The sequence below is a fragment of the Salinimicrobium sp. TIG7-5_MAKvit genome, assembly GCF_049569215.1.
Taxonomy (GTDB): Bacteria; Bacteroidota; Bacteroidia; order Flavobacteriales; family Flavobacteriaceae; genus Salinimicrobium; species Salinimicrobium profundisediminis.
The window spans coordinates 1313950-1326494 of record NZ_CP145903.1; the positions used below are offsets into that span (position 1 = coordinate 1313950).

Here is a 12545-nt window from a genome sequence, read left to right on the forward strand (position 1 = left end):
AAAAGACGCTCTCAATTAATTACATTCGTTATCCAAACAATTAACAAACATACTCAAAGTTTAGCCTTATGCGCAAGATTCTTATCATAGGTGCAGGAAAATCTACCTCTGTCCTCATTGAATATTTACTAAAAAAATCGGAACCCGAAGATCTTCAGATTATCATAGGAGACCTCGAAGTTGAAAATGCTCAAAAGTTAGCCGGAGACCATCCCAGGGCAAAAGCCACCCAACTCGACATTTTCAAGAGAGAGGAAAGAGAGAAAGCTGTTCAAAATGCCGATATCGTGATCTCCATGCTCCCGGCCCGTTTTCATATTGAAGTGGCTAAAGACTGCCTTGTTTATGGCAAGAACATGGTTACTGCTTCTTACATAAGTGAAGAGATGCAGCAGCTGGATGATGCTGTTAAAGACAAGGGGCTCGTCTTTATGAATGAAATTGGCGTAGACCCCGGTATTGACCATATGAGTGCTATGCAGGTTATAGATCGCATAAGAGAACAGGGAGGGAAAATGCTGCTTTTTGAATCTTTTACCGGCGGACTCGTAGCGCCCGAAAGTGATACGAACCTTTGGAACTACAAGTTCACCTGGAACCCGCGCAATGTTGTAGTGGCAGGACAGGGCGGGGTGGCAAAGTTCCTGCAGGAGGGAAAGTTCAAGTACATCCCTTATAACCGCCTTTTTAGAAGAACCGAATTTCTCGAGGTAAAAGACTATGGGAAATTTGAAGTCTATGCCAACCGCAATTCTTTAAAGTACAAAAGCATCTATGGCCTTGATGATATCCTCACCCTTTACCGCGGAACCATTCGTCGCGTTGGTTTCAGCCGGGCCTGGAATATGTTTGTACAACTGGGCATGACAGATGATAGTTACACTATGGAGAATTCCGAAGCCATGAGCTACCGCGATTTTGTAAATTCTTTTCTCCCCTACTCACCAACAGATTCTGTCGAATTAAAATTCAGGCATAACCTGAAGATCGATCAGGACGATATTATGTGGGACAAGCTTCTGGAACTAGATATCTTCAACCCTGACAAAAAAGTTGGTCTAAAAAATGCTACCCCGGCAGAGATCCTTCAGAAGATATTAACCGAAAAATGGTCTCTTTCACCAGAGGATAAGGACATGATCGTTATGTACCACAAATTTGGGTACGAGATAAATGGTGAACAAAGGCAAATTGATGCCACCATGGTAAATATTGGGCAAGATCAAACCCGAACTGCCATGGCACGAACCGTTGGTTTACCTGTAGCCATTGCCGCTTTAAAAATCCTCAACGGAACAATATCAACTCCAGGCGTGCAACTACCTATCACCAAAGAAGTATATGACCCTATTTTAAAAGAACTGGCCGAAAACGGAATTACCTTTAGGGAAGAAGAACATTCATACCTGGGATATAATCCTTTTGGCGAGGTAGGAAATTGAAGATAAATGCTTTGTAATTGATCTTTATCAGGTTTCTGGAGTTTTAGCTATGTTTATTTGGAACAATTCTGAATAAGATATACATTTGCTACCGAATGAACCTGCTGTACAAATCATATTACTTTACCTCTTACCAATGCGATCGCAGTCGTTGCTTTTACATCGACTTCGGCCACAAACAGGTAAAGTTTAGTTTTTGCCAACTCCTGGCGATGAGGCAAAAGGTACAGCGCATCGATATTTCTTCTCACTTTGATAAGGATCTTAACTACAACGGGATTGAAATTATTACCCTGTGTAACCGCGAACATTTGTTTGTGTTTGACACCTTACAGGTCATTGATCTAAAAGAGCTTCTAAGATCTACTTTTGGCATCCTGGAATTAAATTCCCTGGTGAGCCACTAGGCTGTCTTTGAATTTAGATCAAGTATAAATTCGGCTTCTGTCTCAAAAAGCCCTTTTCTTTTCGTATTTTTAAAAAAAAGAATAGATATGAAAGATATAGTAAGGCAAAAAATAGGAATTAATGTAGATGTGATGGACCTGCTGAATGAGCAGATCTCCAAAGAGGCACATTCAGCGGCAATTTATCTTGCCATGGCCTCCTGGTGTGATCACAACGGACTAACGAATAGTGCTGAATTCTTTTACAAACAATCGGCCGAAGAACGGGAGCACATGCTCAAAATCTTCAAATTCATCAATGATAACGGTGGTACGGCTTATTCTCCTGAAGTAAGCAACATCAATCACGAATATAGCTCCCTCCAGGAGATTTTTGAAACCGCACTGGATCAGGAAATCGAAATTTCAAAATCTATACACAACATAGTCAGCAAATGCCGCAAGGTGCAGGATTATGGATCAGAGAACTTCCTGCAATGGTTTGTTCAGGAACAAATGGAAGAAGAAAACCAGTTCCGTAGAATTTTAGAAATGTTCGATCTTATGGGCACAGATGGTATTGCTCTTAAGTTTATCGATGAACGAATTAAGCACGATTAAGTAATACCAGCATTACTCAAAACAAAAAAAGGACGCCCGCAGCGTCCTTTTTTTTGTTTTATTATTTCTCCTCATCCTCTTAATCTCTTCCCAAATAAATGCTCACAAAGTACAGCAAGGTTGCCAGGGAACCAATTGCTGCTACTACATAAGTACGGGCGGCCCATTTAAGAGAATCTTCAGCAGCTTTGTGCTCCTGTGAATTCAGCATATTTCCTGTTTCCAGCCACACTAACGCTCTCTTACTTGCGTCATATTCTACCGGCAGCGTGATAAAACTGAACAGCGTTCCCATTGCATAGAGAATAATCCCCACCAATAGCACCGTTTGGCCTATCCCGACAGATACCATGGTCATTAAGATCAATCCACCAAAGATGGCCCACTGCGAGAACTGTGATGCAACCTGCACCACAGGTACAAGTTTACTCCTCATTTGCAGCCAGCTATAAGATTTTGCGTGCTGTATTGCATGGCCGCACTCATGTGCCGCTACTGCAGCCGCCGCAGCGTTACGCTGCGTATAAACCGCTTCACTAAGGTTAACTGTCTTTTTTGACGGATTGTAATGATCTGTCAATTGTCCCGGTGTAGAAATTACTCTTACATCGGTTATTCCATTATCGCGAAGCATTTTTTCAGCGATCTCCCGGCCACTCATGCCGTTTTGAAGATGTACCTTGGAGTAATGCTTAAATTTGCTTTTTAACTTGTTACTCACATAAAGACTCACTACAAAGATGAGTCCGGCGATGATATAATATCCCATCATAGTTTTAAAGGTTATTTTGTTGAAGCTTTATAACAAAAAGCCGGCCAATTTATTTTTTGAAGCAAAATGTGAACTTTTGTCGCATCCTGCTGCTGCTGCGGCTTAAAAAAGAATCTAACCTACTATATTCACAATTTTACCGGGCACTACAATTACCTTTTTTGGCACCCTGCCATCCAGCTGTTGTTGTGTTTTTTCGTGAGCCAGCACCGTCTTCTCAATTTCGTCTTTACTCATATCGAGAGGCAGTTCAAGGGTGAAGCGCATCTTCCCGTTGAAAGAAATTGGATATTCTTTTGTGCTTTCTACCAGGAATTTCTCTTCATAAACAGGATAAGCTGCCGTAGTGACCGATGTGTCATGCCCCAGTTTCTCCCATAGTTCTTCGGAAATATGCGGCGCATAAGGCGCAATAAGAATAGCCAGGGGTTCTAACACCTCTCTAAAATGGCATTTTTGAGCCGACAGTTCATTGACGCATATCATAAATGTACTCACCGAAGTATTAAAGCTGAAGCTCTCAATATCTTCTGTCACCTTTTTGATCGTCTTATGAAGCGTCTTTAGAGAATCGGCTGAAGCTTTCCCGTCACTTACAATAATCTTATTGTCTTCATCGTGATAAAGCTTCCAAAGCTTCTTCAAAAAGTTGTGCACCCCTGTAATGCCCGCGGTATTCCACGGTTTTGCCTGTTCCAACGGACCAAGGAACATCTCGTACATCCTTAGCGTATCGGCGCCGTAATTCTCACAAATATCATCGGGATTGACCACGTTGTACTTGGATTTCGACATTTTCTCCACCTCGCGGCCAACAAAATATTTCCCGTCTTCAGTGACGAATTCGGCATCTGCGAACTCGGGTCGCCACTTTTTAAAACCTTCAATATCCAGTTCATCTGAAGCATTGACCAGCGAAACATCGGCATGAATTGGCTGTACATTATGTGCTTCAGAAAGCTTTTTAGAGACAAACTTATTCTCTCCTTCCAACCTGTAAACAAAAGCACTCGTACCTAGGATCATCCCCTGGTTGATCAATTTCTTAAAAGGTTCTTCTACCGGCAAAAAGCCTCGATCTTTCAAAAATTTTGTCCAGAACCTCGAGTATAACAGGTGCCCTGTGGCGTGTTCACTTCCTCCAATGTACAGGTCGACATTTTCCCAGTATTCAAGAGCTTCTTCTGAAGCAAAGCGCTCTTCATTTTGAGGATCCATATACCTGAACAAATACCAGGAACTACCTGCCCAACCGGGCATGGTGTTTAATTCCAGTGGAAACACAGTTTTATGGTCGATCTTTGAATTCTCTACCACTTCATTCTTCTCAGTATCCCACGCCCAGTCTGTAGCGTTTCCTAAAGGCGGTTCGCCGGTTTCGGTTGGTAAATACTTCTCTACTTCAGGAAGACGTAGCGGCAAATGCTCTTTTTCGATCATCTGCGGAAGCCCCTCCACATAATAAACCGGAAATGGTTCACCCCAGTATCTTTGTCGGCTAAACACCGCATCTCTGAGTCGGTAATTAGTTTTTCCTTTTCCCTGCCCAATCTTTTCCAGCTCTAAAATGGCTTTTTGAAGGGCTGCTTTGTATTCGAGCCCGTCAAGAAAATCTGAATTTGCGATCACAGTGCCTTCCTTCCCGGAATAAGCTTCTTCAGAAATATCCACATTCTCAAAAATATTCCTGATTGGCAGATCAAAATGTTTGGCAAACTCGTAATCTCGTTGATCGCCACATGGCACCGCCATAACGGCCCCTGTTCCATAACCGGCCAAAACGTAATCTCCAATCCAGATTGGCACCGGCTCCTTTGTAAAAGGATGCTCGGCATAGGCCCCTGTAAAAACACCGCTAATGGTCTTTACATCGGCCATTCTTTCCCTTTCACTTCTTTTTGCCGTTGCCTGCACATAAGCATCAACTTCGGATTTATGCTCGGGAGTAGTGATCTTCTCCACCAGTTCGTGTTCCGGCGCAAGAGTCATAAAAGTAACTCCGAAGATCGTATCGGGTCTGGTGGTAAACACCGGAACCTTAAACATTGAACCTTGAACTTTGAATTCCACAAGAGCCCCTACCGACTTCCCAATCCAGTTCCGCTGACTCTCCTTCAGGCTTTCTGTCCAGTCTAGCTCGTTTAGCCCCTGCAGCAGTCGTTCGGCAAAAGCTGAAATGCGCATGCTCCACTGGGTCATTTTCTTCCTGATTACCGGGTAGCCTCCCCTTTCGGAAACACCATTCACGATCTCGTCATTTGCGAGCACAGTTCCCAATTGCGGGCACCAGTTCACTTCGGTTTCAGCAAGATACGTCAGCCTGTACTTCAGCAATTGCTTTTGTTTTTCTTCCGAAGAGAAATTATTCCATTGTGTTACAGTAAACTGCTCTACATCATCATCACAAGCCGCATTCACTCTATTCCCTTCCGCAGCAAAGATCTCTTCCAGTTCACTTATAGGGCGGGCTTTTTCAGCTTCAAAATCATACCAGGAATCAAATAACTGGATAAAGATCCACTGTGTCCATTTGTAATAATCTGGCTCGCTGGTGCGTACCTCCCGGCTCCAGTCAAAGGAGAAACCTATCTGGTCAAGCTGTTCGCGATAGCGATTTATGTTAGCCTCTGTAGTAAGGGCAGGGTGTTGTCCTGTTTGTATGGCATACTGCTCTGCAGGCAAACCAAAACTGTCGTATCCCTGTGGGTGCAGCACATTAAATCCCTTATGCCTCTTATATCGGGCATAGATATCACTGGCAATATAACCCAGCGGGTGCCCAACGTGCAGCCCTGCTCCCGAAGGATACGGAAACATATCGAGCACGTAATATTTAGGTTTTTCAGAATTATTCTCAGCCTTGAAAGTCTGGTTCTTTGCCCAGTACTCCTGCCATTTTTTTTCAATTTGGTTGAAGTTGTACCTCATTTTACAGATTCAGCGTCATGTTATTACATTCCCCGAAACCTTCAGGGAAGGGCAAAAATACGGTTAATGTACGAAAGTGAAAAGTTTGGGCGTTTTAAAGAAAGGGATTGATTTACTTTCTTATTTTTACACAAATTTACGCAGCCGCCCTATGAGTTCATCTTTTGAAAAATATCAAAAAAGACGTCTTATTTCCTCTTATTTTTCGGTCGTGATCAGTATTGCGCTGGTCCTGTTTTTACTTGGGTTACTGGGGCTTTTAGTGCTCAACACCAAAAAAATAGCCGATCATTTCAAGGAGCAGATCGCTTTGACCATTTACCTTAAAGACACCGCGAAGGAAGTGGAGATCACCCAGCTTAACAAGACCATTGCCCTGGCCGAATACACAAAGTCTACTACTTATGTGACTAAAGAGGAAGCAGCCGAAGCTCACAGCAAAGAAATAGGAGAAGATTTTATGGAGTTTTTGGGTTATAACCCGCTGCAAAATTCTATTGACGTATACTTTAAAGCCGATTATATCACCTCGGGCGAAATAGACCAAATTGCCGAAGAGTTAACTGCAAAGAATTTTGTAGATGAAGTGGTTTATGACAAACCTCTTATTTCCCTCCTCAACGAGAATGTTACAAAAATCAGTTTTTGGGTGCTTGCCATTAGCGCGATTTTCACCTTTATCGCCGTGCTTTTAATCAACAGCTCCATAAGGCTTTCGGTCTATTCAAAAAGGTTTATTATCAAGACCATGCAAATGGTAGGTGCTACAAAAAGGTTTATTAGAAAACCATTTATTCTGAAGAGCGTAAAACTGGGCATGATAGGCGCGCTTATTGCACTAATAGGTATGGCCATAGTACTTTACTATATGAACAAGAGCTTTCCTGAACTTGAACTGCTAAGCGATACAAGCATTTTGGCTGCTCTTTTCTTCGGAATCTTTCTAATGGGAGCAGTGATAACCTGGCTTAGTACCTTTTTTGCCACCCAGCGCTTCCTGAATTTAAAAACTGATGAATTGTATTATTAGTGAGTTCTAGATAATTTAAAAAAGTTCTCACTCTCATTACAACACCTGTTTTTAAAAAAGTAAGTTGTGCTATAAAATAGCCACAGATGCACAGATGGTCTATGGGAATATCCTAAAAAAATATAAATTTTCAAGTATTCTTTTTGGTGTGCACATTGATGGGCTTCAGAAAGAAAAATGAATTATTAGAGAACCACAAACACATGGATAAGTTATGGGTGATTTTCTGTATAAAGACCTAACATACGAACTTCTGGGCGTTCTTTTTGACGTGCATAACGAACTAGGCGGTGGTTTTCTTGAGGTAGTTTATTCAGATGCAGTAGAATACGAATTGAAGATGAGAAATATTCCTTATGAAAGGGAAAAGAAGTTTCAGGTTCACTATAAAGACACTGTACTACCCCATCATTTTAATGCAGATTTCGTAGTCTTTGGAAAGATAATTTTGAAAATAAAATCTGCTTCGCATTTGCACGAGTCGCATATGGCGCAATGCCTTAACTACTTAAAGATTTCTAAACTTCGGTTAGCCATCTTAGCCAATTTTGAAGGTGATAAATTAATACATCATAGAATTATACTTTAAAAGAATAAGAAGTGACAGCAACAAAAAAAGAGTGGAATGCGTTATCACTCCACAACATCTTTTAAAAATATCTGTGCATCTGTGGCGAAAATTTTAAAAAAACCTTTCAAAGGCCACGAATGCACTAATAAAAGTTGGAAAATCACTTTAAGAAGAGTTATTTGAATTCAAGAAACTACTGCTGTTCAAAAAGAATCTTACCACTCAAAAAAATATTTAGACTGGCTTATTTCTAGAAATATCTGTGCATCTGTGGCAAAAAAAAATAGAAGAAACCCCTGTGAAAATACCACAAATACACTAATAAAAGTTGAAAATTCTCTGTAAGGAGATTTCTTTGAATTCAAGAAACTTCTGCTATTAAAAGAAACCGCCACCACTCAAAAAAAATTTAGACTAGCAGATTATTTCTAAAAAATATCTGTGCATCTGTGGCAAAAAAAATAGAAGAAACTTTTTAAAGGCCACGAATACATTAATAAAAGTTGAAAATTCTCTGTAAGAAAATTTCTTTGAATTCAAGAAACTTCTGCTATCAAAAGAAACCGCCGCCAATCAAAAAAATATTTAGACTGGCTTATCTCAAGAAATATCTGTGCATCTGTGGCAAAAAAAATAGAAGAAACTTTTTAAAGGCCACGAATACACTAATAAAAGTTGAAAACTCTCTGTAAGAAGATTTCTTTGAATTCAAGAAACTTCTGCTATCAAAAGAAACCGCCGCCAATCAAAAAAGTATTTAGACTGGCAGATTATCTCTAAAAAATATCTGTGCATCTGTGGCAAAGAGATTAGAAGAACGCCTTAATATCAATAAACAATCTTAAGATTAAGAGTTATCATTTTTAAAAGCTCCAATCAGAATTATAAATTCAAACTTTAAAATGCTATTTTTGACACCTTACATTTTAAGGGGTTGCAGCCAAAAAACAAAGAACCAATGAACAAGAACAAAAAGCCTTTACACAGGCAGGATCTTAATTTTGTATTCGAAAAGAAGAACTACATTGTGATGGGAATAGGCCTGGCAGTAATCGCCCTTGGATTCATTCTCATGGCCGGCGGCGGCAGTGACGACCCCAATGTTTTTAATCCGGAAATCTATAGTTTTAGAAGAATAAGGCTGGCACCAGCCCTGGTACTTCTTGGTTTCGCCATTGAAGTCTACGCGATCCTTCTCAACCCCCGAAAATAATAATGGAAATTATTGATGCTGTTTTCCTTGGAATTATCCAGGGACTTACCGAATTTTTGCCTGTTTCTTCAAGCGGGCACCTCGAAATAGGAAAAGCCCTTCTTGGAAGCCAAAGCATTCCCGAAGAATCTTTAATGATCACCGTGGTACTTCACTTTGCAACCGCTCTAAGTACCATTGTGGTTTTCAGGAAAGACGTAGCCGAAATTTTCCGCGGCCTGTTTTCCTTCCGCTGGAATGACGAAACTAAATTTTCTTTAAAGATCGTCCTCTCTATGATCCCCGCAGTTTTTGTCGGATTAATGTTTGAGGAGGAACTGGAATCTCTCTTTGGCGGCAATCTCACTTTTGTAGGGTTCATGCTCTTAATCACTTCGGTGTTGTTGTGGCTGGCCGACCGGGCTAAAAATACCGGCAAACCTGTAACCTACAAAGACAGTATCATTATAGGAGTAGCACAGGCTATCGCCATCTTACCGGGAATTTCAAGAAGTGGGGCCACCATTTCTACTTCTGTGCTCCTCGGAAATGACAAGACCAGAGCTGCGCGCTTCTCGTTCCTCATGGTAGTACCCTTAATTTTAGGAAAAATCGCAAAAGACCTTTTGAGTGGGGACCTAACCAACACCTCCATCGAACCTATACCACTACTGGCCGGATTCATCGCTGCTTTCATTGCCGGTTTTGCCGCCTGTACCTGGATGATTGCCCTGGTGCGTAAAAGCAAACTCACCTATTTTGCCATCTACTGTTTTATAGTGGGCACAATAGCAATTGGTTACCAATATTTCTATGCCTGATAAATAATGACTGAAGAAGAATTCAAAACCGGACAAATCCTCTTATTTGATAAACCCCTGGAATGGACTTCTTTCCAGTTGGTAAATAAAGTGAGATGGCTCATCCGGAAGAACTTCAGGATCAAAAAAATTAAGGTAGGCCACGCAGGTACTCTAGATCCGTTAGCTACGGGCTTGCTCATCCTTTGCACCGGGAAATCTACCAAACTTATTGAAAGCCTTCAGGGACAGGAAAAAGAATACACCGGCACCTTCACCCTGGGCGCCACTACGCCTTCCTTTGATATGGAGACTGAAGTTGATGATACCTTCCCCATAGACCATCTCACTTCGGAAGGAATTCATGAAGCAACAAAAGCATTTTTGGGAGATATTCAGCAAAGACCACCGGTATTTTCAGCTTTAAAGAAAGACGGGAAAAGGCTTTACGAATACGCCCGAAGCGGGGAAGAAGTGGAGATACCTACCCGTACGGTAAATATTTCAGAATTTGAGATCACTAAAATTGAGCTTCCAAAAGTACATTTTAGAGTGGTGTGCAGTAAAGGCACTTACATTCGCAGCCTCGCCTTTGATTTTGGATCCCAGTTAAACACCGGGGCATACCTCTCTGCCCTACGTCGCACCCGTATTGGAGACTATAAAGTTGAAAATGCCTTAACAATAGATTCTTTTGTAAATGAGTATCTTTCGATGGAGGAAGAAACTTAAAAAATGGATTTTTTCGATCGACATAAGGCGCTGATCATTACCAGCCTTATCTTTTCGATTTTGATCTTGTCTATGTACAACATCAAAATCTCCAACGAATCTAAAAAGATTCGGGAGACGCTTATTGAGCTAAATGAATTAAGGCCCATCCCACCTCCCGAAGAAGAACAACCCGAGCCCGAAGCGCCCAAACCTGCAGAACCTCAACGCCCGAGCCCTACCGCACAAACACACCAGGCATTCAACCAGGATCAGGAGGAAAATCAGAATAACCTGGAGTCGAGATTGGATGAAATATTTCAGAAGAATGCCGCGCAACAGGAAACTTCGGAAGCAGAGTCTGCCAAGTCGGCACAAGGAGAGTTTGGGCTGAACAACAATAAAAAAGAGAAGAAAAAGAAGGCTTCAGAGGGAGATAACAGCAGTAAAGGAACATCAGTAAAGCCCGGCAGCCTGAGAAACAGCTCTATTTCTTTTTCCCTGGTAGGTCGAACAGCTATAGATATTCCCAATCCAATTTATACCTGTGATACTCCCGGCAGAATTGTGGTGAACATCACCGTAAATGCTGCGGGAGACGTGGTAAAGACCTCAATAAACAAGAATGCTTCTTCCACAAGTAACGAATGCCTTACCAATATGGCTATGAGATATGCGGCAGATGCAAAATTTACCCAACTTGCCGGGAGAAATGCGCAACTCGGCACTATAACCTATAATTTTCAGAATTAATGGAAGAAAAGATACGTTGCGGCTGGTGCGTGGGCGATCCACTCTATGAAGCATACCACGACCGCGAATGGGGCGTTCCCTTAAAAGATGATGCCGGCATTTTTGAGTTCCTTATGTTGGAAACCTTCCAGGCGGGCTTAAGCTGGATCACTATTCTTCGGAAAAGGGAAAATTTCAGAAAGGCTTTTGACAATTTCGATTATAAAAAAATAGCCACTTATTCTGAAGCTAAACAAGCCGAATTACTGGAGAACAGCGGCATAATCCGGCATGGCGCAAAAATTCGTGCCGCAATCACCAACGCACAGGCTTTTATCAAGGTGCAGGAGGAATTCGGAAGTTTCTCAAAATATATTTGGGGTTTTGTTGATGACAGACCTTTACAACCCGACCGGCAAACTTTAGCTGCGGTTCCTGCCACCACGCCTCTTAGCGAAGCTCTAAGTAAGGATCTCAAGAAGCGGGGCTTTAAATTTGTAGGGCCAACGGTGGTCTATGCTCACATGCAGGCTACAGGCATGGTGAATGATCACATAACGCAATGCTTTAGGCACAGCGAAGTGAAAGCACCTCAATAAACCACAGGAAAAAGAGGTTCCAAAAATGCCATTTTTGGAACCTCTTTCTGGTTTCAGCTTAGGTATTCCAGAAATACGCTACGGGGAATTTCGGCTGCACCCAAACTGGCGAGATGGTCCGTGTACATCTGGCAGTCAATTAATCTTACGCCTTCCTTTTCAAGTTGCTGTACCAGGTGAATAAATCCGTATTTTGAGGCGTTGCTGACTTTTGAAAACATACTTTCCCCGCAAAAGATCTTTTTTTCCCTTAAGTAAACTCCGTACAGGCCACCCACGAGTTCCGTTTCCTGCCAAACTTCAACTGAAACTGCAATACCTTCCTCATGCAGGGAAAGGTAAGCCTGTTGCATTTCGGGCGTTATCCAGGTGCCGGGCTGTCCCGGCCTGTATATTTTTGCACATTGCTCAATAACTTCGGAAAAAGCCGTATTAAAGCTCACTTTGAAAGCATTCTTTTTAAGCAGCTGTTTCATGCTTTTGGAGACCTTCAGGTTCTCGGGAAACAGCACCATTCGGGGATCGGGGCTCCACCACAAAATAGGCTGATCTTCATCAAACCACGGAAAGATTCCGCGGGAATATGCTGCCAGAAGCCTTTGGGGTGATAAGTCACCGCCATAAGCCAGCAAACCTTCTGCTGTAGCCTTCTCAACTGAAGGAAAATCGTCTTGTGGTCTCAAAAATGTCAAAAACAGGGATCTTTTTTCAGAAGTAAAAATAAAACAAATTGACCACTCTTCTTTTCCGGTCTCTTCAGA

13 protein-coding genes are annotated in these 12545 nt (G+C 41.9%); 10 read left to right on the top strand and 3 right to left on the bottom strand.

Annotated elements, in window-relative coordinates:
- The first annotated feature begins 68 nt into the window (after positions 1 to 68).
- From V5739_RS05910 to V5739_RS05920, 3 genes are all read left to right on the top strand, one after another.
- Positions 69 to 1442: a saccharopine dehydrogenase family protein gene (locus tag V5739_RS05910; RefSeq protein WP_423820018.1), complete on the top strand. Its 1374-nt coding sequence runs from the start codon at positions 69 to 71 to the stop codon at positions 1440 to 1442.
- A gap of 212 nt (positions 1443 to 1654) precedes the next feature.
- The gene (locus tag V5739_RS05915) at positions 1655 to 1849 is read left to right on the top strand and encodes a hypothetical protein (RefSeq protein ID WP_423820019.1); all 195 of its coding nucleotides are present in this window, start codon (positions 1655 to 1657) and stop codon (positions 1847 to 1849) included.
- 87 nt (positions 1850 to 1936) lie between these two features.
- Positions 1937 to 2449, top strand: coding sequence for a ferritin (locus V5739_RS05920; protein ID WP_266068331.1), 513 nt, complete (start codon positions 1937 to 1939; stop codon positions 2447 to 2449).
- A 79-nt stretch (positions 2450 to 2528) separates the two neighbouring features.
- Here the strand turns inward: V5739_RS05920 and V5739_RS05925 are convergent, their stop codons facing one another.
- Together V5739_RS05925 and leuS are read right to left on the bottom strand one after the other, a co-directional pair.
- Positions 2529 to 3221: a zinc metallopeptidase gene (locus V5739_RS05925; RefSeq protein WP_266068330.1), complete on the bottom strand. Its 693-nt coding sequence runs from the start codon at positions 3219 to 3221 to the stop codon at positions 2529 to 2531.
- 114 nt (positions 3222 to 3335) lie between these two features.
- Positions 3336 to 6149, bottom strand: coding sequence for a leucine--tRNA ligase (leuS, locus tag V5739_RS05930; RefSeq protein ID WP_423820020.1), 2814 nt, complete (start codon positions 6147 to 6149; stop codon positions 3336 to 3338).
- Between the two features lie 151 nt (positions 6150 to 6300).
- Here leuS and V5739_RS05935 point away from each other — a divergent pair, with 151 nt between their 5' ends.
- From V5739_RS05935 to V5739_RS05965, 7 genes are all read left to right on the top strand, one after another.
- Positions 6301 to 7179, top strand: a complete 879-nt coding sequence (locus tag V5739_RS05935) for a cell division protein FtsX (RefSeq protein WP_345599451.1) — start codon at positions 6301 to 6303, stop codon at positions 7177 to 7179.
- Between the two features lie 214 nt (positions 7180 to 7393).
- Positions 7394 to 7768: a GxxExxY protein gene (locus V5739_RS05940; protein WP_423820021.1), complete on the top strand. Its 375-nt coding sequence runs from the start codon at positions 7394 to 7396 to the stop codon at positions 7766 to 7768.
- A 940-nt stretch (positions 7769 to 8708) separates the two neighbouring features.
- Positions 8709 to 8963, top strand: coding sequence for a DUF3098 domain-containing protein (locus tag V5739_RS05945; RefSeq protein ID WP_423820022.1), 255 nt, complete (start codon positions 8709 to 8711; stop codon positions 8961 to 8963).
- Between the two features lie 2 nt (positions 8964 to 8965).
- Positions 8966 to 9763 (top strand): undecaprenyl-diphosphate phosphatase, encoded by a 798-nt coding sequence (locus V5739_RS05950; RefSeq protein ID WP_423820023.1) that lies wholly within the window; start codon positions 8966 to 8968, stop codon positions 9761 to 9763.
- A 6-nt stretch (positions 9764 to 9769) separates the two neighbouring features.
- Positions 9770 to 10474, top strand: a complete 705-nt coding sequence (gene truB, locus V5739_RS05955; RefSeq protein WP_423820024.1) for a tRNA pseudouridine(55) synthase TruB — start codon at positions 9770 to 9772, stop codon at positions 10472 to 10474.
- A 3-nt stretch (positions 10475 to 10477) separates the two neighbouring features.
- Entirely contained in the window at positions 10478 to 11206 is a 729-nt protein-coding gene (locus V5739_RS05960; protein ID WP_423820025.1) for a hypothetical protein, read from the top strand.
- A complete protein-coding gene (locus tag V5739_RS05965; protein WP_423820026.1) occupies positions 11206 to 11784 on the top strand; it encodes a DNA-3-methyladenine glycosylase I in 579 nt (192 codons plus the stop codon). Before V5739_RS05960 ends, V5739_RS05965 begins: the two co-directional genes overlap by 1 nt.
- 53 nt (positions 11785 to 11837) lie before the next feature.
- On the opposite strand, the gene aat is transcribed toward V5739_RS05965, so the two are convergent.
- Positions 11838 to 12476 (bottom strand): leucyl/phenylalanyl-tRNA--protein transferase, encoded by a 639-nt coding sequence (aat, locus tag V5739_RS05970; RefSeq protein ID WP_423820451.1) that lies wholly within the window; start codon positions 12474 to 12476, stop codon positions 11838 to 11840.
- Positions 12477 to 12545: the final 69 nt, after the last annotated feature.